Source organism: Pseudomonas sp. SG20052 (assembly GCF_031766055.1).
Lineage (GTDB): Bacteria > Pseudomonadota > Gammaproteobacteria > Pseudomonadales > Pseudomonadaceae > Aquipseudomonas > Aquipseudomonas mandelii.
In genome coordinates this window covers 472,913-494,061 of record NZ_CP134498.1, presented here as the reverse complement: position 1 = coordinate 494,061, position 21,149 = coordinate 472,913, and the positions used below count along the sequence as shown (strand labels likewise).

The window sequence follows — 21,149 nt, the reverse complement described above, 5'->3', positions numbered from 1 at the left end:
CAAGCGTCAAGCTTATCGAGTTAAGCTTGCAGCTTGTAGCTTTCCGCCCGAGGCTCTTCCTATGCTTCCCACCGACATCAAACTGCACAAAGCCTCGAAAACCCTGTCGCTGAAATACGCGTCCGGCGAGGAATATCACCTGCCCGCCGAGTTCCTTCGCGTGCACTCTCCTTCCGCCGAGGTCCAGGGCCACGGCAAACCTATCCTGCAATTTGGCAAGATCGGCGTAGGCCTGACCAAGGTAGAACCGGCCGGTCAGTACGCACTGAAATTGACCTTCGACGACGGGCACGACAGCGGCCTGTTCACTTGGGAATATCTGTACCAGTTGGGCGTGCGCCAAGAGGATCTCTGGAACGATTATCTTGCCGAACTCAAAGCCGCCGGAAAAACCCGCGATCCGAACGAATCCATCGTCAAGCTGATGCTCTAGGTCAGCCCTCTTGCTCTTTAGAGGGCATTTTCTAATTCCATCTGTTTGAATGCTCCGCTCCTGGGTCAATGATTGGCCCGCTTGCGAAAAAAATTAAACTCGGGTAACCAATGGAGCTGGCAAGTTCCCTGCAGTGCTCTCTGCCGTAAAAAGCAGCGATGCAGAATTAACGGTCACCCGAGCATAAGTACCTGGCATTGGCTGTGTGATGACAGCTGGGCCCAGGTACTCGTCTCAGGACAATGGAGCGTCGTAGATGAGTAACAAGAATAACGATGACTTGAAGTATCAAGCCTCGGAAAACACCTTGGGGCTGAATCCTGTCGTTGGGCTGCGTGGAAAGGATCTACTGGCTTCTGCTCGAATGGTGCTCAGGCAGGCCATCAAACAACCGATTCACAGTGCCAAGCATGTCGCCCATTTCGGCCTTGAATTGAAGAACGTGTTGTTCGGCAAATCAGAACTTCAACCTACCAGCGATGACCGTCGCTTCGCCGATCCGGCCTGGAGCCAGAACCCGCTCTATAAACGTTATCTGCAAACTTACCTGGCGTGGCGCAAGGAACTCCACGACTGGATTGACGACAGCAACCTGCCGCCCAAAGACGTCAGTCGCGGGCATTTCGTGATCAACCTCATGACCGAAGCCATGGCCCCGACCAACAGTGCGGCCAACCCGGCGGCGGTCAAACGGTTCTTCGAGACCGGCGGCAAAAGCCTGCTCGACGGCCTCTCGCACCTGGCCAAGGATCTGGTACACAACGGCGGCATGCCGAGCCAGGTCAACATGGGCGCGTTCGAAGTCGGCAAGAGCCTGGGCGTGACCGAAGGCGCGGTGGTGTTCCGCAATGACGTGCTGGAATTGATCCAGTACCGCCCGATCACCGAGCAGGTGCACGAGCGTCCGCTGCTGGTGGTGCCGCCGCAGATCAACAAGTTCTACGTATTCGACCTGAGCCCGGACAAGAGCCTGGCGCGCTTCTGCCTGCGCAACAACGTGCAGACGTTCATCGTCAGCTGGCGCAACCCGACCAAGGAGCAGCGCGAGTGGGGTCTGTCGACCTACATCGAAGCGCTCAAGGAAGCGGTCGACGTGGTTACTGCGATCACCGGCAGCAAAGACGTGAACATGCTGGGCGCCTGCTCCGGTGGCATCACCTGCACCGCGCTGCTGGGCCACTACGCCGCGATCGGCGAGAAGAAGGTCAACGCCCTCACCCTGCTGGTCAGCGTGCTGGATACGACCCTGGACAGCGACGTGGCCTTGTTCGTCGACGAGCAGACCCTCGAAGCCGCCAAGCGCCATTCCTATCAGGCCGGTGTGCTGGAAGGCCGCGACATGGCGAAAGTCTTTGCCTGGATGCGACCCAATGACCTGATCTGGAACTACTGGGTCAACAACTACCTGCTGGGAAACGAGCCGCCGGTATTCGACATCCTGTTCTGGAACAACGACACCACCCGGTTACCCGCCGCATTCCACGGCGACCTGATCGAAATGTTCAAAAACAACCCGCTGATCCGTCCTGATGCACTGGAAGTGTGCGGCACGCCGATCGACCTGAAGCAGGTCACGGCCGACATCTTTTCCCTGGCCGGCACCAACGACCACATCACGCCGTGGAAGTCCTGCTACAAGTCGGCGCAGTTGTTTGGCGGCAAGGTCGAGTTCGTGCTGTCCAGCAGCGGGCATATCCAGAGCATTCTGAACCCGCCGGGCAATCCGAAATCGCGCTACATGACCAGCACCGAAATGCCGGTCAAAGCCGAAGACTGGCAAGAGAACTCCACCAAGCACACTGACTCCTGGTGGCTGCACTGGCAGGCCTGGCAGGCCGAGCGTTCGGGCAAGCTGAAGAAGTCCCCGGCGAGCCTGGGGAACAAGGCCTATCCAGCAGGCGAAGCAGCACCCGGCACTTATGTGCATGAGCGGTAACTGACACACCCCGCGCCCCTCTGCAGGAGCGAAGCTTGCTCGCGAAAACGGTCTTTCATTCAACATGGATGTCGACTGACTTGACGCCTTCGCGAGCAAGCTTCGCTCCTGCAGGGGGACCGGGGATGAATTAACCCACAGGGCCTGAAGCATGCCGCAACCGTTCATATTCCGTACTGTCGACCTGGATGGCCAGACCCTCCGCACGGCGGTACGCCCCGGCAAGCCTCACTTGACGCCCTTGCTGATTTTCAACGGCATCGGCGCCAACCTGGAGCTGGTGTTTCCGTTCGTCGCAGCGCTGGACCCGGACCTGGAAGTCATCGCCTTCGACGTTCCCGGTGTCGGCGGTTCGTCGACGCCGAATCGGCCGTACCGTTTTCCGGGCCTGGCGAAACTCACGGCGCGGATGCTCGACTATCTCGACTATGGGCAAGTCAACGTCATCGGCGTGTCCTGGGGAGGCGCACTCGCTCAGCAGTTCGCCTACGACTATCCCGAGCGCTGCAAAAAACTCGTGCTGGCGGCCACGGCGGCCGGCGCGGTGATGGTGCCGGGCAAACCGAAAGTGCTGTGGATGATGGCCAGCCCGCGGCGCTACATCCAGCCGTCTCACGTGATCCGCATTGCGCCGATGATCTACGGCGGCTCTTTCCGTCGCGATCCGACCCTGGCCGCCAGCCATGCGGCGAAGGTCCGTTCGGCGGGCAAGCTCGGTTACTACTGGCAGCTGTTCGCCGGGCTTGGCTGGACCAGTATTCACTGGCTGCACAAGATCAACCAGCCGACGCTGGTACTGGCCGGCGACGACGATCCACTGATCCCGCTGATCAACATGCGCATGCTGGCCTGGCGGATCCCCAATGCGCAGTTGCACATCATCGATGACGGGCATCTGTTCCTGATTACCCGCGCCGAAGCGGTGGCACCGATCATCATGAAATTCCTCGAGGAGGAACGTCAGCGCGCCGTGATGCATCCGCATCCCGCGCCATTGGGCGGTTAACCGGCCCATTGTCGGTCGGCAGGACGCCGCACCGCGCAACAACCCGTAACAGCGTCTATGGTGTTCTGGTTCGATGTGTTTGTATTTGGCCTGAAAGACGAAGGAGTGTTGACACATGCGCGACAAACCAGCGAGGGACTTTTTGCCCACTCCCGCCGCGTTCATCAACGCGCAGAGTGCGATCACCGGCCTGCGTGGCCGGGATCTGTTTTCGACCCTGCGCAGCGTTGCCGCCCATGGCTTGCGTAACCCGGTGCACAGCGTTCGACATGCCTTGAAACTGGGCGGCCAACTGGGTCGCGTCATGCTGGGGGAAACCCTGCACCCGACCAACCCGCAGGACAGTCGTTTTGCCGACCCGGCGTGGAGCCTCAACCCGTTTTATCGCCGCAGCTTGCAGGCCTACCTGAGCTGGCAGAAAGAAGTTAAAAGCTGGATCGACGAAAGCAACATGACCCCGGACGATCGCGCTCGGGCCCACTTTGCGTTCGCCTTGCTCAATGACGCCGTGGCGCCGTCCAACACCTTGCTCAATCCGCTGGCGATCAAGGAAATCTTCAATTCCGGCGGTAACAGCCTGGTGCGTGGCATCAGCCATCTGGTCGACGATTTCCTGCACAACGACGGCCTGCCCAGACAAGTCACCAAGCAAGCGTTCGAGGTCGGTAAAACGGTCGCCACCACCACGGGTTCCGTGGTGTTTCGCAACGAGCTGCTGGAGCTGATCCAGTACAAGCCGATGAGCGAAAAGCAGTATTCCAAACCGCTGCTGGTGGTGCCGCCGCAGATCAACAAGTACTACATTTTCGACCTGAGCCCGCATAACAGCTTCGTCCAGTTCGCCCTGAAAAACGGCCTGCAGACCTTCATGATCAGCTGGCGCAATCCGGATGTGCGCCATCGCGAATGGGGTCTGTCGACCTACGTCGAAGCGGTTGAAGAAGCGATGAACGTTTGCCGGGCAATCACCGGCGCTCGCGAAGTGAACTTGATGGGCGCTTGCGCCGGTGGGCTGACCATCGCCGCGCTGCAAGGCCACTTGCAGGCCAAGCGACAACTGCGGCGGGTATCCAGCGCGACGTATCTGGTGAGCCTGCTCGACAGTCAGATGGACTCTCCGGCGACGCTTTTCGCTGACGAACAGACCCTGGAAGCGGCGAAGCGTCGCTCCTATCAGAAAGGTGTGCTGGACGGGCGCGACATGGCCAAGGTCTTTGCCTGGATGCGTCCCAACGATTTGATCTGGAGTTACTTCGTCAATAACTACCTGTTGGGCAAGGAGCCTCCAGCGTTCGACATCCTCTACTGGAACAACGACAACACCCGGTTGCCGGCAGCCTTGCATGGCGACCTGCTGGACTTCTTCAAGCACAACCCACTGAGTCATCCGGGCGGCCTTGAAGTGTGCGGCACGCCGATCGACTTGCAGAAAGTCACGGTCGACAGCTTCAGCGTGGCCGGCATCAACGACCACATCACGCCGTGGGACGCGGTGTATCGCTCGACGCTGCTGCTGGGTGGCGAGCGACGTTTCGTCCTGTCCAACAGCGGTCATGTGCAGAGCATCCTCAACCCGCCGAGCAACCCGAAGGCCAACTTCGTCGAGAGCGCGAAACTGAGCAGCGACCCACGGGCGTGGTATTACGACGCCAAGCAAGTCGACGGCAGTTGGTGGACCCAATGGCTGAGCTGGATTCAGGAACGCTCGGGCTCGCAAAAAGAAACCCACATGGCCCTCGGCAACCAGAACTATCCACCGATGGAGGCGGCACCCGGTACTTACGTGCGTGTGCGCTGACTGACAACGAACCACGGCACACGCCTGCCGTGGCATGACCCGACCATTAAGAAGACTGGATGAAAACCCGCGACCGGATCCTCGAATGTGCCCTGCAATTGTTCAATCAGAAGGGTGAACCGAACGTTTCCACCATGGAAGTTGCCAACGAAATGGGCATCAGCCCGGGCAACCTCTACTACCACTTCCACGGCAAGGAACCGTTGATTCTCGGCTTGTTCGAGCGTTTCCAGGCCGAGCTTGCGCCACTGCTTGATCCTCCGGCCGACGTGGAGCTGGCACCGGAGGATTACTGGTTGTTCCTGCACTTGATCGTCGAGCGGCTGGCCCATTACCGGTTTCTGTTCCAGGACCTGTCAAACCTGGCCGGGCGCCTGCCGAAACTGGCCAAGGGCATCCGCAATCTGCTCAATGCACTGAAGCGCACGCTGGCTTCGTTGCTGGCGCGATTGAAGGCGCAAGGGCAGTTGGTCAGTGACACTCAAGCGCTGGGGCAGTTGGTGGAGCAGATCACCATGACGCTGCTGTTCTCACTGGACTATCAGCGGATTCTTGATCGCGAGGGTGAAGTCAGGTTGGTGGTGTATCAGATCATGATGCTGGTGGCGCCGCATTTGCTGCCGCCGATCAAAGTGGCGACCGAGCACCTGGCCCTGCAATACCTCGAAGAACACGAGTAACCCTTTCACTGGATAAACACATTTCACTGTGGGAGTGAGCCTGCTCGCGATGTCGCCGGGTCAGCCAATATCAATGTTGAATGACACACCGCAATCGCGAGCAGGCTCACTCCCACAAGGGTTCTGCGGTGTATATGAAATCGCGCACAAACAAAAACGCCCGACCTTTGCAGGCCGGGCGTTTTCTTGAGCCCTGAAAAATCAGGACTGACTGGTTGGCGTCGATGGAGCTGGCGCGACAGTCGGGGTTACAGCAGGGGTCGGTGCAGCAGCGGAGTTCGACGTGCTGACCGGGGTCGCCGGTTTGGCGGCAGCCACTGCTGGTTTTGGCGCGGCAGCCTTAGGCGTGGCCGGTTTCTTCACTGCTGGCTTCTTCGCTGCGGCAGGTTTTGCCGCTGGTTTGGCTGCCGGTTTGGCCGCTGTAGTTTTGGCAGCCGGTTTTGCTGCTGGTTTGGCGGCGGCTTTGGCAGCAACCGATTTGACCGCTGTCTTGGCTGCTGCAGGTTTGGCGGCGGCAGTTTTGGTAGCGGACTTGGCGGCGGATGCGACTTTCGACGCGGCTTTGGCGACCGGTTTGGCAGCCGCTTTTACCAGTGGCTTGGCAGCGCTTTTGGCGGCTGGTTTAGCAGCCGGTTTGGCCGCTGCGGTTTTCGCCGCAACAGGTGCAACCTTGGCGCCGGTGAGTTTCTCGATCTGCTTGGTCAGGGTATCGACCTTGCTGTGCAGCGCTTTCACTTCATTGCGGCTCGGTACACCCAGGCGCGAAATGGCGCTGTTCAGGCGCTTGTCAAAAGCCCCTTCCAGCTCATCCCACTTGCCCAGTGCCCGATCTTTCACGCCGCTGATGCGCGACTTGGCCGACGAAGCGGAGTCCTTGGCGGCATCGACTTTCTTGCCGACAGCGCTCTTGGTGAGCTTCTCGGCTTTCTCGCCGTCTTTAACCAATGTATCGAAGAGCTTGCTGCCGTCAGTGTCGATCTTCGAGTACACGCCTAAACCAGCAAGCCAGATTTTGCGGGAGTAGTCTTCGACTTTCCCGATCCACGAGCTGCCTTCTTTTTCGGTGTTCTTTTTACCAGCCATCCCGTTCTCCTTAAGATTTACGCGCGACGCGTTCGAGCAATGCCGTCAGCTCATCGAGCTTAGCAGAGAGTGTCTCAACGTCATGTTTAGACGGAATGCCGATACGATTCAAGGCACTTGCGACACGCGAGTCAAAAGCCTTCTCGACCTTGTCGAGTTGAACTTCGACCTTGCCTTTGAAAGTGCTCACTTCACTCTTGGCTTCTTCAATCTCTGTGTTAGCCGCTTCAAGTTTCTCGGCAACTACTTTTTTACCTTTGGTTTCAACAGTTTGACCAGCCTTGATCAACTCTTGAAAGTACTCGCTGCCCTCTTGGCCGACCTTGGTGTAGGCCCCCAGGCCTGCCAGCCAGATCTTGCGGGCATAGGATTTGACGTCGCCCAGAGCAGTAGTCGAAGCGTCGATTTTTTTCTTCAAAATAACTTTGGCCATGGTGCACCTCACGCGCAGAAGGTTTGAGGAACTGCCCGCGAAAGTGTCGGGCTCAGGCACAAAGTAGGGAGAAAAATTAGAAACGGCACCCTAACAACTGACATAAAACTTTGGCTTCACACAAAACAAATGCAGGAGTGAGCCGCTCGCGATAGCGGTCTGTCAGTCGAAATCAATATCGACTGACAGACCGCTATCGCGAGCGGCTCACTCCTACAGATGAAGGGATTTCAATCCGGAATCAGACCAAGGCCTTATCAAGGGCTTTTTCGATTTCCGATTTGATCATGCCGCTCATGGCCGACATCATCAGGCCCAACTCCACATCGACGCGGATCGAATCTTCGCTGACATGTACCGCGCCTTTCACACCGGAACGTTTGAGGTTCAGGGTGTCGCCGGACCATTGCGGCTCCAGGCCATATTGATCGGACAGCTTCTGCGCCAACAGATCAGCCTTCTCGCGGGCTGCTTCCTTGCCCAGGCCGTGGGCACGCTCAACACTAATACGGGCCATCGAATGACTCCTGCTTTATGGATACTTTCCTGAAGCATCTTGACCGCTGCTGCGGCAAAACGTCCCGGTGGTTGCCTATCTTACCTTCAGCCTTGCCAAGACAAAGCAGGCCACCGGGATTAGAATGTCCCGCATTCTCTTTTGGTGACAGCGATATGACTGATCAGCGCAAAGGCAGCGATGCCGAACCCACCACTCACTTCGGCTTCAAAAACGTACCGGAAAGCCAAAAAGCGGAAAAAGTCGCTGAGGTTTTCCACTCGGTAGCCGCCAAGTACGACTTGATGAACGACCTCCTGTCGGGCGGCATGCACCGTCTGTGGAAGCGTTTTGCGATCGAGCTGTCGGGTGTTCGCACCGGTAACCGCGTGCTGGACATCGCCGGCGGCACAGGCGACCTGACCAAGAAGTTCTCGCACCTCGTTGGCCCGACCGGCCAGGTGGTGTTGGCCGACATCAACGAATCCATGCTCAAGGTCGGTCGTGACCGCCTGCTGGATCTGGGTGTGGCCGGTAATGTCGAGTTCGTTCAGGCCGACGCTGAAAAGCTGCCGTTCCCGGACAACCATTTTGACTGCGTGACCATCGCGTTCGGTCTGCGCAACGTGACCCATAAAGAAGACGCCCTGCGCTCGATGCTGCGAGTACTGAAACCGGGCGGCCGTTTGCTGGTGCTGGAATTTTCCAAGCCGACCAATGCGCTGATGTCCAAAGCCTACGACGCCTACTCGTTCGCCTTCATGCCGTTGATGGGCAAGCTGATCACCAACGACTCGGAAAGCTATCGCTACCTGGCCGAATCGATCCGCATGCACCCGAATCAGGAAACCCTGAAGTCGATGATGGTCGAGGCCGGTTTCGACCGCGTGACCTACCACAACATGACCGCAGGCATCGTCGCCCTGCACCGCGGCATCAAACCCTGATGTTGCTGGCCGGCCTGCTCGCCAGCGTTGAACTCGGTCTGAACCGGGTGCTGCGTCTCGACAGCACGGCGCTACCGCGACTGGCGCATTTGAGCGGCAGGGTGATTGCCGTCGACTGCCGCAGCCCGGCGCTGCAACTGTTCATCCTGCCCAGCGACGAAGGCCTGATGCTCGCTTCCCACTGGGAAACCGGCGCTGACTGCACGTTGCGTGCACCGGCCTCCAGCCTGTTGAAACTGGCGATGAGCAAGGAAAAGACCTCGGTGCTGCATGGCCCTGAAGTCGAGCTCGACGGTGACAGCGGCGTGCTGCTGGAGCTGGCGGCGATCCTTCAGGACCTTGAGCTGGACTGGGAGTACGAACTCTCGCGCTGGCTCGGCCCGGTCGCCACGCAACTGGTCGGCGGTCACCTGCGCAGCCGCGCACGCTGGTATCAGCAGGGTTTCGCCAGCCTGAATCAGAATCTTGGCGAATACCTGGCCGAAGAATCGCGCACCCTCGTCGGTCAGCGCGAAGCCGAAGCCCGTTTCAGTGAACTGGACCAGATCAAGCTCGATCTGGAACGTCTCGAGGCGCGTTTCGAGCGCCTTTCCCGATCCCTCGACCCAAGCGATAACGCATGAAGCTGCTTGCCGTCCGCCGTTTGTTGCGCATCCAGCGCGTTGTGATTCGCTACCGCCTCGATGACCTGCTGTTCGCCCTGCCGCTGCCCTGGTTTCTCCTGGCGCTGCGCTACGCCTTGCCGTGGCGCTGGTTCCCGCGCAAGACGCTGGACCTGAGCCGTGGTGCGCGATTGCGCCTGGCGTTGCAGGACCTTGGGCCGATTTTCATCAAGTTCGGGCAGATCCTTTCGACGCGCCGCGACCTGCTGCCCGAAGACATCGCCGATGAGTTGATGAAGCTGCAGGACCGTGTGCCGCCGTTCGACTCGCAAGTGTCGGTCAACCTGATCGAAGAGCAGCTCGGCAAAAAGATCAGTGAAGTGTTCAGCCGTTTCGACGTCGAACCGCTGGCCTCAGCCTCGGTGGCGCAGGTGCATGCCGCGCAACTGAAGACCGGCGAAGAAGTGGTGGTCAAGGTGATACGCCCGGGCCTGAAACCGATCATTGCCCAGGACCTGGCGTGGCTGTTCATCCTCGCCCGCGCCGCCGAAAAACTCTCGGCCGATGCACGTTTGCTGCACCCGGTGGACGTGGTCCAGGACTACGAAAAAACCATCTACGACGAACTCGACCTGCTGCGCGAAGCGGCCAATGCCAGCCAGTTGAAGCGCAACTTCGAAGGCTCGCCGCTACTGTATGTGCCACAAGTCTATTGGGACTGGTGCCGGCCGAAAGTGCTGGTAATGGAGCGCATCTACGGGATTCAGGTCACCGACCTCGCGACCCTGGCCGACCAGCGCACCGACATGAAGATGCTCGCCGAACGGGGTGTGGAAATCTTCTTCACCCAAGTGTTCCGCGACAGTTTCTTCCACGCCGACATGCACCCCGGCAACATCTTTGTCAGCACCGTCAACCCGTGGAGCCCGCAATACATTGCGATCGACTGCGGCATCGTCGGCAGCCTGACCCCTGAAGACCAGGATTACCTGGCGCGTAACCTGTTCGCGTTCTTCAAGCGTGACTACCGTCGTGTGGCGCAATTGCACATCGATTCGGGCTGGGTACCGGCAGAAACCAAGCTCAACGAATTCGAGGCAGCGATCCGCACCGTGTGCGAGCCGATCTTCGAAAAACCGTTAAAAGATATTTCATTCGGCCAAGTGCTGATGCGCCTGTTCCAGACCGCTCGCCGCTTCAACATGGAAGTGCAGCCGCAACTCGTGTTGCTGCAAAAAACCTTGCTGAACATCGAAGGCCTCGGCCGTCAGCTGTACCCGGATCTCGATCTGTGGAACACCGCCCAGCCATTCCTCGAACGCTGGATGCGTGAGCGCGTCAGCCCCAAAGCCTTGCTCGGCAACGTGCAGAGCCAGTTCGAACAGATTCCGCACCTGGCCAACATGGCCCGTGACCTGCTCGAACGCATGTCCCAGCCCCACGCCAACGATCCGCCGCCACCGTGGCACAAGCGCAAGGACGACTGGTTCCTGCGCCTGCTCGGCTGCGCTCACCTGGCGGGCGGCGCCATTCTGCTGGCCGGCGGGCCATTGAGCGATATGGGTCATTGGCCGGCCGGAATCATGGTGGCTGTCGGTTTGTATCTGGTCGTTCGCCGATAGCCAGCGCCCCCGCACGCTGGCACACTGTTTGAACGCTTGGGTTCTGCTCATGAAGTGTGGAACCCGCTGTCGGAGTCGAAGATGAAAAACTGGCTGGACGAGATCAAGTGGGACGCAGACGGCCTGGTGCCGGCGATTGCCCAGGATCACAAGACCGGGCGCGTCCTGATGATGGCCTGGATGAACCGCGAATCACTGGAACTGAGCGCTGCCGAGAACCGTGCCATTTACTGGTCACGTTCCCGTGGCAAGCTGTGGCGCAAGGGCGAGGAGTCCGGCCACGTGCAAACGCTGCATGAGATGCGCCTGGACTGTGACGCTGACGTGATCATCCTGATGGTCGAGCAGATCGGCGACATTGCCTGCCATACCGGTCGGCAGAGCTGCTTCTACCGCGTCTTCGAGAACGGCGACTGGAAAACCGTCGATCCCGTGCTCAAGGACCCGCACGCCATTTATTCCGCAGGACACAGCCATGAGTGACACCCTGACCCGTCTGGCCGAGGTGCTGGAAGAGCGCAAAGGCGCTGCCGCTGACAGCTCGTATGTCGCCAGCCTGTACCACAAGGGCTTGAACAAGATTCTGGAAAAAGTCGGCGAAGAGTCGGTCGAAACCATCATTGCCGCCAAGGATGCCGCCATCAGCGGCGACTGCAGCGATGTGATCTACGAGACCGCCGACCTGTGGTTCCACAGCATGGTCATGCTCGCCCAACTGGGGCAGCATCCACAGGCTGTACTCGATGAACTGGACCGTCGTTTCGGTCTGTCCGGACACGCCGAGAAAGCCTCGCGCCCGTCCGCCTGAACAACTATTAGAGAGGAGCAGCAACATGGGCATTTTTGACTGGAAACACTGGATCGTCATCCTGGTTGTTGTCGTGCTGGTGTTCGGCACCAAGAAACTGAAAAACCTCGGCACTGACGTGGGCGAGTCGATCAAGGGTTTCAAGAAAGCCATGAACGATGACGAGAAACCGGCCGATCCTACCGTGACTCCGGCGCAACCGGTTCCACCTGTTCAGCCACAGACCACGCAGTCCGTGAACCAGCCGCACACCATCGACGTGCAGGCGCAAAAAGTCGAAGAGCCGATCCGCAAAGACGTGTGAGCACTGACTAATGTTTGGTATCAGCTTCTCTGAACTGCTGCTCGTCGGCCTCGTCGCCCTGCTGGTGCTGGGCCCCGAGCGCCTGCCGGGCGCTGCGCGCACCGCCGGCTTGTGGGTCGGTCGCCTGAAGCGCAGCTTCAACGCGATCAAACAGGAAGTTGAACGTGAAATCGGTGCCGACGAGATTCGTCGGCAACTGCACAACGAGCACATCCTGTCGCTGGAACAGGAGGCGCGGAAGATTTTCACGCCGACCCAGCAGGAGGCCACGCCCGTTCAGCCTGTTGAACCGATCGCGGAGCAAACGATTCATGCCCCCGCCGCCGAGCCAGCACCTGTCGTCGCCGTAGAAGCACCTGCACCCGTTGTTGCAACGCCACCGGTTGAACCTGCCACGCCTGCGGCTGCGCCTGTTGCGCCGGCCCCTCATGACCCAACACTGGCGCCGCGAGCCCCATGAGCGATCTTCCTGAAAACGACCAGCACATGCCGCTGGTTTCGCACCTCACCGAGTTGCGTACCCGCCTGCTGCGTTGCGTAGCGGCGATCTTCATCATCTTCGCCGGGTTGTTCGCCTTCACCCAGCAGATCTATACCTTCGTTTCGACGCCGCTGCGCCAGTATTTGCCCGTGGGCGCAACGATGATCGCCACCGACGTGTCGTCGCCGTTCCTGACGCCATTGAAGCTGACCATGATGGTCTCGCTGTTCCTGGCAATCCCGGTGATCCTGCATCAGATCTGGGGCTTCATCGCGCCGGGCCTGTACAAGCATGAGAAGCGCATCGCCGTGCCGTTGCTGGTGTCCAGCATCATGCTGTTCTACGCCGGCATGGCATTCGCCTATTACCTGGTGTTCCCGCTGATCTTCAAGTTCTTCGCCGCCGCCACCCCGGCCGGCGTGGAAATGATGACTGACATCAGCAGCTACCTCGACTTCGTCATGACGCTATTCTTTGCCTTCGGCGTGGCGTTCGAGATCCCGGTGGCTGTGGTGCTGCTGGTATGGATCGGCGTGGTCGACGTCAAATACCTGAAGAAAATCCGCCCCTACGTGATCATCGGCTGCTTCGTGGTCGGCATGATCCTGACACCACCGGACATCTTCTCGCAGACGCTGTTGGCTGTACCGATGTGGCTGCTGTTCGAGATCGGCATCCTGTTCGGCGGTCTGATCAGCAAGCGCGGCGATCATCCAGACGATCAGCCGGACAACCAGCCGGCAGACGATCACAACGACCAGCCGCCAGCGACCCAGCCGTGAACCTGCTGCTCCTCGAAGAGGCCGATTTCATTGCGGCCGACCGGGTGATCCTGCGTGATCGCCGGTTGACGCACATGCAGGAAGTCCACCGCTGTGAAGTGGGTGACAGCATGCGCGTCGGGCGTATCGGCGGCCTGATGGGTGCGGCCGAAGTGCTGCGCCTGGACGCTGATGAAGCAGAATTGCGCGTCACCCTTGACCAGCCGCCGCCGACCAAGCTGCCCCTGACACTGATATTGGCCCTGCCACGGCCGAAAATGCTGCGCAGGGTGTTTCAGACCGTGGCGGCCATGGGTGTGCCACGAATCATCCTGGTGAACAGCTATCGCGTCGAGAAGAGCTTCTGGCAGACGCCGTTTCTGGAACCTGAAACGATTCGCGAGCAATTGATCCTCGGCCTGGAACAAGCCCGGGACAGCGTGCTGCCGGAAATCGTCATCGAGAAGCGCTTCAAGCCGTTCGTCGAAGATCGGCTGCCGGCCATTTCCGAAGGCACCCTAGGCCTGGTGGGTCACCCGGGCAATTACCCGCCCTGCCCTCGCGGCCTGAATGAACCGGTGACCCTGGCCATCGGCCCCGAAGGCGGCTGGATCCCTTACGAAATCGACCTGCTGGCCAAGTCTGGCCTGCAACCGGTACAACTTGGCGAGCGCATCCTGCGCGTCGAAACCGCCGTCACCGCCCTGCTCGCCCGCCTCTTTTAAGATCAAGCACGGTCACTGTGGCGAGGGAGCTTGCTCCCGTTTGGGCGCGCCGCGGCCACCGCTTTATTCCTGCAAAACCATCTCAGCCTGATTTGCGACTTCTTCGCAGCCGGACGGGAGCAAGCTCCCTCGCCACAGGGATTTACTCGACCTGAATACCGCGCTTTACCTACAGATTCCCGGCCGCCGGCCGATACAGCTCCCATAAAACCAATTTGTAGTCCGAGGGAGTAGCAGCATGTACCGTTGGCTAACCGAGAGTCTGGGAAACGTAAGCGTCAATCGCAAACTGGGGATCGGTTTCGGTCTGGTGCTGCTGCTGACGCTGCTGATCACCTTCACCGCCTGGACCGGCCTGACGGGCGTGATGAGCCGGGGCGACAAGCTTGGGTTCATTGCCAGCCTCAACGACCTGACCAAAGACCTGCGCCTGGCCCGTCTGGACTACGAAATGCGCCGAGGCGAACAAGGCCCGGGCGCCGTCAACGATCTGTTGAGCCAACTCGACACAGGCCTGCAAACCGCACGCAAATTGATCGAACAGCCCGCTGATGCGGCGATGATTGACCAGCAACTGGCCGCCGTCAGCCAGTACAAGCAAGCCTTCATCGCGATGACCCAGGCCGGTGCCAACCGCGAAGACGCCCGCAGCAAACTGGGTGCGACCGCCGATAACGCCGTGGCCCGCGTCGCTGAAGTCGAAAAGTCCATGCTGCAAGGCGACAGCGTCGCCGACTTCAACAGCGTGATCGACCTGAGCAAACTGATTCAGCAGGCACGCTTCCAGGTGCGCGGCTACACCTACAGCGGCAAGACCGAGGCCGAGCAACCTGCACTGGACGCCATCGACAACGCCCTGAAGAACCTCGAAAGCCTGCCCTCCAAACTGCCGGAACAGCACATTGCCAACCTGCAACAGGCCAGCGATTCGCTCAAGGCCTATCGCGCCGCCGTCAGCCAGTTCCGCGACTCGCAAGTGGCCAGCGCCGCCGCCCTCAAGCGCATGGCCGCGCAAGGCGATACCTTGCTCGACGTCAGTAAAAAACTCACCGTGTCACAAACCATCGTCCGCGACACCGACGCAGCACACGCCAAGAACCTGCTGCTGATGGCCACCGTTCTGGCCCTGGCGTTTGGCTTGCTGGCGGCATGGGCGATCACTCGCCAGATCGTGGTTCCGCTGAACCAGACCCTCAAAGTCGCCGAACGCGTGGCGGCTGGTGACCTGACGCAAAACCTTGTTTCTGAACGTCGCGACGAATTGGGCCAGCTCCAGCGTGCCATGCAGAACATGACTCTGGGCCTGCGCGAACTGATCGGCGGTATCAGCGATGGCGTAACGCAAATCGCCAGCGCCGCCGAAGAACTGTCCACCGTCACCGAACAGACCAGCGCCGGGGTCAACAGCCAGAAGGTCGAGACCGATCAGGTGGCCACGGCAATGAACGAAATGACGGCCACCGTGCAGGAAGTCGCGCGAAACGCCGAAGAAGCCTCCGAAGCCGCCGTCGCCGCCGATCAGCAGGCCCGCGAAGGTGACAAAGTGGTCGGAGAGGCCATCGCTCAGATCGAGCGCCTGGCCCTCGAGGTTGGCAATTCCACAGCGGCCATGGGTGATCTGAAACGCGAGAGCGACAAGATCGGCAGCGTGCTGGACGTGATCAAATCCGTGGCCCAACAAACCAACCTTTTGGCCCTCAACGCCGCGATTGAAGCCGCCCGTGCCGGTGAGGCCGGACGTGGTTTCGCGGTGGTCGCCGACGAGGTGCGCAGCCTGGCCCAGCGCACTCAGAAGTCCACCGAGGAAATCGAAGAGCTGATCGTCGGCCTGCAAACCGGCACCCAGCAAGTGGCGACCATCATGGACAACAGCCGCAGCCTGACCGACAGCAGCGTCGAACTGACCCGCCGCGCCGGTAGCTCGCTGGAAAGCATCACCCGCACGGTGTCGGCGATTCAGTCGATGAACCAGCAGATTGCCGCCGCTGCCGAGCAGCAAACCGCAGTGGCCGAGGAGATCAACCGGAGCGTGCTGAACGTGCGCGATGTGTCCGAGCAGACCTCGGCAGCCAGTGAAGAGACCGCGGCGTCCAGCGTCGAGCTGGCGCGCCTGGGGACGCATCTGCAGATGCTGGTGGGCAGGTTCAAGGTTTGAAACCGAGGTGATGCCTTCGCGGACGAGCCTCGCGCCTACAGGACTTTGCGTATCGCTCGATTGAGCCACGACACAATACTGTAGGAGCGAGGCTTGCCCGCGAAGGCGTCACGACAGGCGCTCAAGCTACAAAACCTGACGCAAGAAGGCCTGCGCCCGCGGATCCTTCGGCGCATCGAAGAACTCGGCCGGCGAGGCATCTTCCAGCAATTTGCCGTGATCGAAGAACAGCACTCGATCCGCGACTTCCCGTGCAAAGCCCATCTCGTGGGTGACGCAGACCATGGTCATGCCTCCGTTTGCACAAGGGTTTAAGCAGGAATTGTTGCTCTAACGCTGGTCGTTCACACGCTCTGCGTGGGAGCGATCAGCAGCGCAAAAAAAACCCCGCTTTCGCGGGGTTTCTCGTCAGGCCAACTGAGGCTGCGCACTCAGCGGTTTGAGCGGTAGCAGCGGCGCATGGGGATCGGCTTTCACCGATTTGCGCCAGGCTGCCAGCCACTCGGGATGGCCTTCATTCCAGATCTGCTCATGCAAGCGAGCCAATGCCACCGGGTCGCTCAGCAATTGCACACGCTCATTGTTGTTCAGGCCGTCAGGCCCGACTTTCAATGCGTGACGCACCCGCTCGATGCGCAACCATTCGATCGGCTCGGCCTGACCGTGACGCGAGGTCGCCAGCGAGCACGCCAAGGCGTTCTGCTGTGGATCGACCACCGCACGGATGAAACCGTCGTTCAGTGCATGCCAACGGTTTTCGTGGGTGTACTGATCGGTTGCCAGCAACGCCTGCGGCGGATTGTATTCCTCAGGGATCAGGAACAGGCTTTCGTCACGGGACTTGAGGCCCAGGCCGACACGACTGGAAATCACCGATACCGGGATCGACAGCATCAACGAACCGACGATCGGCACCAGCCACCACAGGAAGCTCGGGTTCAGCCAGACCACCAGCAGGGCCCAGAAGAAGCCCAGCAAGGTTTGCGGACCGTGGCGCTTGACCGCTTCGCTCCATGGCGTGGAGTCGTCGTCACGTTGTGGCGAATTCCAGGTCGCGGCCCAGCCGAGGAACGCGGCGAGGACGAAACGGGTGTGGAAAATCATCCGCACCGGCGCCAGCAGCATGGAGAACAGCATCTCCAGCAGCATCGACAAGGTCACCTTGAACTTGCCTCCGAACTCTTTCGCGCCCTTGGCCCAGATCAGGATGATGCTCAACAGCTTCGGCAGGAACAACAGCACAATCGTCGTCGAGAACAGCGCAATTGCTTTGTCCGGGTGCCATTGCGGCCACAGCGGATAGAGCTGACGCGGCTCAAGGAAGTACTGCGGTTCCATCAAGGTGTTGACCGCCAGCAGCGCCGTCGACAACACCAGGAAGAAGAACCATAACGGCGCCGACAGGTAAGACATCACGCCGGTCAGGAACACCGCACGGTGCACCGGGTGCATGCCCTTGACCAGGAACAGGCGGAAGTTCATCAGGTTACCGTGGCACCAGCGACGGTCACGCTTGAGTTCGTCCAGCAGGTTCGGCGGCAGTTCTTCGTAGCTGCCCGGCAAATCGTAGGCAATCCACACGCCCCAGCCGGCACGGCGCATCAGCGCAGCTTCGACGAAGTCGTGGGACAGAATCGCACCGGCAAAAGCACCTTTACCCGGCAACGGCGCCAAGGCGCAGTGCTCGATGAACGGCTTCATGCGGATGATCGCGTTGTGGCCCCAGTAGTGGGATTCACCCAACTGCCAGAAGTGCAGGCCGGCGGTGAACAACGGACCGTACACGCGGGTAGCGAACTGCTGCATACGCGCATAAAGGGTGTCCATGCCCGACGCACGCGGCGCGGTCTGGATGATCCCGGCGTCCGGCGTAGCTTCCATCAAGCGCACCAGGCTGGTCAGGCAGTCACCGCTCATCACGGAGTCCGCGTCGAGCACGACCATGTACTTGTAGTCACCGCCCCAGCGACGGCAGAAGTCGTCGAGGTTGCCGCTTTTACGTTTCACACGACGGCGGCGACGGCGATAGAAAATCTTGCCGAAACCCTTGGCTTCACGGCAGACGTCCAGCCAGGCTTGCTGCTCGGCCACGCAGATGTCCGCGTCATTACTGTCACTGAGGACGAAGAAGTCGAAGCGATCCAGGTCACCCGTGGCTGCAACCGACTCGAAGGTCGCGCGCAAACCGGCAAACACCCGTGGCACGTCTTCGTTGCAGATCGGCATCACCAGTGCAGTGCGCGCGTCCTTGGCAATTGGCTCGTTGCCAGCACTTTTACCGGAGATCCGGTATTTGTCGTGGCCAGTGAGCAATTCGAGGAAGCCCATCAGCGCCGTCCAGAAACCGGCCGACACCCAGCAGAACAGAATCCCGAACAGAATCAGGATGCTGGTTTGCAGCGCATACGGCAGCACTTGCGTGACGGTTTTCAGGATCGGTTGGTGCAGAACCTCGTTCAGGTCGACGAACGACCAGCCCTGGTACGGCATGATGCCTTTCATGTACCAGCCGGCGACGATGGTCTGGCCAAGCATCAGGACCAGCAGAATGTAACGGCGGATCGAACCGACTGTGCGCCAGCGAGCCGCCGGCAGCACGTTCTCGTCCTTCGGCGGGGCCGGGGGATTGGTGCGACCGGTCAGGCGCCGCCAGCCACGCACCAAAATGTTGGTGCGCCACGGCTCCGGCACGACTTTGGTCCGACGGATCGGCGGGGTGGCCTTGAGGCAAACCCGACCACTGGCGTCGACCGCCAGCATTTCCGCTTCTTCCAGTTCTTCAGCAGTGCTCAGGGTCAGGCGACGGCCCACCGAGGCTTGGGCAGCCTCGGTCGGAGCGTCGAACGTCGAAGACGACAGACGTTGGTGCAGTTCGCTGAAGGACTGGCAGCCCGCGAGTTCCGCGCGCTGCTGGTCGGTCATCGGTAGATGCGCCAGATACTCGGCAAGAGTCTCTGGCTGTAGTTGAGAATTACTCATCGGCAGGCAACTGGTAGCTCCAGGTCTCGGTCAGGACTTCTTCCGTCGCTGCCGATTCCGGTGTGGCTGGGGCCGCGTCCGCAGCAACAGGCTGCTTGGCGTCTTTGTTGTCCTTGTCCTTTTCCTTGGTATCGGCAACTGGCTTGGCGTCGGCCTGCTTGGCTTCGGCTTGCTTGGCGTCCTTGGCTTCCTTGTCCGCCTTCTCTTGTTGCTTGGCGGCCACTTTATCGGCCTTGGCAACCGAAGAGTTGGAGACTGGCAGCGAGTTCTTGGAGAGGTCGCCCGGCACGATGTTCTCGACCAGTGCCGCACGCATCTCGGTAGGCTTGCCCGGATCCTTGATTTTCATCCGCAGGGTCAGGCGCCAGCCCTTGGTTTCAGGGTTGTAACGCACGCTGTTTTCGACCAGCTCGGCATTGTCGCCCACGCTGACCTGGCTGCGAACGTCCGCAGTTTCCGGCAGTGCTGCCAGGGACGGACCTTCGAAGTCCACCAGATAGGCAACGCTGCCATCCGGCTGACGGATCAGGTTGGACTGTTTCACGTCACCCGTGGAACGCAGGGTCTGTTGAACCCAGGCACTGTCCGGTGCGTGAAGTGCAGCTTCGTCGATGGTCCAGTGCATGCGATAGGCGACGTCCAGCGGCTGACCAGGCTCAGGCAGTTTTTCCGGGCTCCAGAACGCAACGATATTGTCGTTGGTTTCGTCGGCAGTCGGAATCTCTACCAGATCGACGGAACCCTTGCCCCAATCGCCTTTTGGTTCGATCCAGGCACTTGGGCGCTTGTCGTAGCGGTCGTCGAGGTCTTCGTAGTGGCTAAAGTCGCGGCCACGTTGCAGCAAGCCGAAACCACGCGGGTTTTCGATCGAGTAGTTGCTCACGGCCAGGTGTTTTGGATTGTTCAGTGGACGCCAGATCCATTCGCCGTTGCCGGCATGAATCGACAGACCGCTGGAATCGTGCAGTTCACGACGGTAGTTCAGCACTTTCGACGGCTGGTTGGCGCCGAACAGGAACATGCTGGTCAGCGGCGCAACGCCAAGCTTGGTGACCTTGTCACGCAGGAACATGCGGGCCTTGACGTCGACAATGGTGTCGCTGCCAGGACGCAGGATCAGACGATAAGCACCGGTAGCGCGTGGCGAATCCAGCAGCGCGAAGATCACCAAGTGTTTGTCACCCGGTTTTGGCCGTTGAATCCAGAATTCGGTGAAGCGCGGGAATTCTTCGCCGGACGGTAATGCGGTATCGATGGCCATGCCGCGAGCGGACAAGCCATAGGTGTGACCCTTGCCGACAACGCGGAAGTAGCTCGCGCCGAGCATGGTCATGATTTCGTCTTGCTTGTCGGCCTTGTTGATCGGGTAAAGCACTCGGAAACCGGCATAACCCAGTTGTTCGGTAGCTTTAGGATCGAACTTCACATCGCCGAAATCGAAACGAGTTGGGTCGTATTTGATCTCTTCGACGGTGTTAGCCGTGATTTCGTTGATTTTCACCGGCGTGTCGAAGTGCATGCCCTGGTGATAGAACGAAAGCTTGAACGGGGTTTTCTGATCGGCCCACTCGGCTTTTTCAGTGCGGAAACGAATTTTTTGATAGTCCGCGAATTTCATTTCGCGGAATTCGTTCGGCAGGTTACTGCGCGGGGCTTCGTATTTTTGTCCGGCCAGCTCTTTCGCCTTGACCGATACATCCTCCAGATTGAATGCCCAAATCTGGCCGGCGCTGAGCAAGCAGAGCAGTGCAGAGCCCGCTACCAGAGCGCTTCGGAACCGTTTGGCAGTCAATTTTGGTGCATTACAGGGAGTAACAATCACGAGCAACCCTCGCCGAAAACAGATCAAAAAACCAACGGCCAGCTATCTATATGCCAGGTTGGCGAGCATTGTTCCGAC

Annotated in this window: 20 protein-coding genes and 2 pseudogenes; 16 read left to right on the top strand and 6 right to left on the bottom strand. The window is 59.8% G+C overall.

All coding sequences use genetic code 11. The annotated features are described in order from the left end of the window. Positions 1-61 precede the first annotated feature (61 nt). From RHP74_RS02325 to RHP74_RS02305, 5 genes are all read left to right on the top strand, one after another. A complete protein-coding gene (locus RHP74_RS02325; protein ID WP_010464454.1) occupies positions 62-433 on the top strand; it encodes a gamma-butyrobetaine hydroxylase-like domain-containing protein in 372 nt (123 codons plus the stop codon). A 256-nt stretch (positions 434-689) separates the two neighbouring features. Further along, positions 690-2,369 (top strand): class II poly(R)-hydroxyalkanoic acid synthase, encoded by a 1,680-nt coding sequence (gene phaC / locus RHP74_RS02320; protein ID WP_010464456.1) that lies wholly within the window; start codon positions 690-692, stop codon positions 2,367-2,369. Positions 2,370-2,520: 151 nt separating this feature from the next. Then, complete coding sequence (gene phaZ / locus RHP74_RS02315; RefSeq protein WP_010464458.1) at positions 2,521-3,375, top strand: poly(3-hydroxyalkanoate) depolymerase; 855 nt, start codon at positions 2,521-2,523, stop codon at positions 3,373-3,375. Between the two features lie 115 nt (positions 3,376-3,490). Continuing rightward, complete coding sequence (phaC, locus tag RHP74_RS02310) at positions 3,491-5,173, top strand: class II poly(R)-hydroxyalkanoic acid synthase (RefSeq protein WP_311097601.1); 1,683 nt, start codon at positions 3,491-3,493, stop codon at positions 5,171-5,173. Between the two features lie 59 nt (positions 5,174-5,232). Continuing rightward, positions 5,233-5,853 carry a TetR/AcrR family transcriptional regulator gene (locus RHP74_RS02305; RefSeq protein WP_010464462.1) on the top strand — a complete coding sequence of 207 codons (621 nt, stop codon included), beginning with the start codon at positions 5,233-5,235 and terminating at the stop codon, positions 5,851-5,853. Between the two features lie 201 nt (positions 5,854-6,054). On the opposite strand, the gene RHP74_RS02300 is transcribed toward RHP74_RS02305, so the two are convergent. The 3 genes from RHP74_RS02300 to RHP74_RS02290 all read right to left on the bottom strand — a co-directional run bounded on the left by RHP74_RS02300 (position 6,055) and on the right by RHP74_RS02290 (position 7,886). Further along, positions 6,055-6,936 carry a phasin family protein gene (locus RHP74_RS02300; RefSeq protein ID WP_311097599.1) on the bottom strand — a complete coding sequence of 294 codons (882 nt, stop codon included), beginning with the start codon at positions 6,934-6,936 and terminating at the stop codon, positions 6,055-6,057. 10 nt (positions 6,937-6,946) lie between these two features. After that, the gene (locus tag RHP74_RS02295; protein ID WP_010464467.1) at positions 6,947-7,369 is read right to left on the bottom strand and encodes a phasin family protein; all 423 of its coding nucleotides are present in this window, start codon (positions 7,367-7,369) and stop codon (positions 6,947-6,949) included. 241 nt (positions 7,370-7,610) lie between these two features. Continuing rightward, on the bottom strand, positions 7,611-7,886 hold the full coding sequence (locus RHP74_RS02290) for a polyhydroxyalkanoic acid system family protein (protein ID WP_010464468.1): 276 nt from the start codon (positions 7,884-7,886) through the stop codon (positions 7,611-7,613). Positions 7,887-8,041: 155 nt separating this feature from the next. Here RHP74_RS02290 and ubiE point away from each other — a divergent pair, with 155 nt between their 5' ends. From ubiE to RHP74_RS31305, 11 genes and pseudogenes are all read left to right on the top strand, one after another. Continuing rightward, positions 8,042-8,812 carry a bifunctional demethylmenaquinone methyltransferase/2-methoxy-6-polyprenyl-1,4-benzoquinol methylase UbiE gene (ubiE, locus tag RHP74_RS02285; RefSeq protein ID WP_007948968.1) on the top strand — a complete coding sequence of 257 codons (771 nt, stop codon included), beginning with the start codon at positions 8,042-8,044 and terminating at the stop codon, positions 8,810-8,812. Then, complete coding sequence (locus RHP74_RS02280; RefSeq protein WP_010464473.1) at positions 8,812-9,435, top strand: SCP2 domain-containing protein; 624 nt, start codon at positions 8,812-8,814, stop codon at positions 9,433-9,435. The genes ubiE and RHP74_RS02280 overlap by 1 nt, the downstream gene beginning before the upstream one ends. Beyond that, a complete protein-coding gene (gene ubiB / locus RHP74_RS02275; protein ID WP_010464476.1) occupies positions 9,432-11,036 on the top strand; it encodes a ubiquinone biosynthesis regulatory protein kinase UbiB in 1,605 nt (534 codons plus the stop codon). Before RHP74_RS02280 ends, ubiB begins: the two co-directional genes overlap by 4 nt. 81 nt (positions 11,037-11,117) lie before the next feature. After that, positions 11,118-11,519: a phosphoribosyl-AMP cyclohydrolase gene (hisI, locus tag RHP74_RS02270; RefSeq protein ID WP_010464478.1), complete on the top strand. Its 402-nt coding sequence runs from the start codon at positions 11,118-11,120 to the stop codon at positions 11,517-11,519. Then, a complete protein-coding gene (locus tag RHP74_RS02265) occupies positions 11,512-11,844 on the top strand; it encodes a phosphoribosyl-ATP diphosphatase (protein ID WP_008047820.1) in 333 nt (110 codons plus the stop codon). Before hisI ends, RHP74_RS02265 begins: the two co-directional genes overlap by 8 nt. Before the next feature lie 25 nt (positions 11,845-11,869). Then, positions 11,870-12,148, top strand: a complete 279-nt coding sequence (locus RHP74_RS02260; protein WP_010464483.1) for a twin-arginine translocase TatA/TatE family subunit — start codon at positions 11,870-11,872, stop codon at positions 12,146-12,148. A 10-nt stretch (positions 12,149-12,158) separates the two neighbouring features. Continuing rightward, positions 12,159-12,608 (top strand): Sec-independent protein translocase protein TatB, encoded by a 450-nt coding sequence (tatB, locus tag RHP74_RS02255; protein ID WP_077747609.1) that lies wholly within the window; start codon positions 12,159-12,161, stop codon positions 12,606-12,608. After that, positions 12,605-13,411, top strand: coding sequence for a twin-arginine translocase subunit TatC (gene tatC / locus RHP74_RS02250; protein WP_010464487.1), 807 nt, complete (start codon positions 12,605-12,607; stop codon positions 13,409-13,411). The genes tatB and tatC overlap by 4 nt, the downstream gene beginning before the upstream one ends. Then, positions 13,408-14,115 (top strand): 16S rRNA (uracil(1498)-N(3))-methyltransferase, encoded by a 708-nt coding sequence (locus RHP74_RS02245; RefSeq protein ID WP_311097577.1) that lies wholly within the window; start codon positions 13,408-13,410, stop codon positions 14,113-14,115. Before tatC ends, RHP74_RS02245 begins: the two co-directional genes overlap by 4 nt. A 238-nt stretch (positions 14,116-14,353) precedes the next feature. Continuing rightward, a pseudogene (locus RHP74_RS31310) lies at positions 14,354-15,364 on the top strand (methyl-accepting chemotaxis protein); the annotation flags it as partial. A gap of 33 nt (positions 15,365-15,397) precedes the next feature. Next, complete coding sequence (locus RHP74_RS31305) at positions 15,398-16,270, top strand: methyl-accepting chemotaxis protein (protein WP_409201927.1); 873 nt, start codon at positions 15,398-15,400, stop codon at positions 16,268-16,270. Positions 16,271-16,396: 126 nt separating this feature from the next. On the opposite strand, the pseudogene RHP74_RS02235 reads toward RHP74_RS31305, so the two are convergent. The 3 genes and pseudogenes from RHP74_RS02235 to RHP74_RS02225 all read right to left on the bottom strand — a co-directional run. Continuing rightward, positions 16,397-16,564: pseudogene (locus tag RHP74_RS02235) on the bottom strand (peptide ABC transporter ATP-binding protein); the annotation flags it as partial. A gap of 114 nt (positions 16,565-16,678) precedes the next feature. Further along, positions 16,679-19,249: a glucans biosynthesis glucosyltransferase MdoH gene (mdoH, locus tag RHP74_RS02230; protein WP_010464496.1), complete on the bottom strand. Its 2,571-nt coding sequence runs from the start codon at positions 19,247-19,249 to the stop codon at positions 16,679-16,681. Continuing rightward, positions 19,242-21,071 carry a glucan biosynthesis protein G gene (locus RHP74_RS02225; RefSeq protein WP_145309885.1) on the bottom strand — a complete coding sequence of 610 codons (1,830 nt, stop codon included), beginning with the start codon at positions 21,069-21,071 and terminating at the stop codon, positions 19,242-19,244. The genes mdoH and RHP74_RS02225 overlap by 8 nt, the downstream gene beginning before the upstream one ends. Positions 21,072-21,149: the final 78 nt, after the last annotated feature.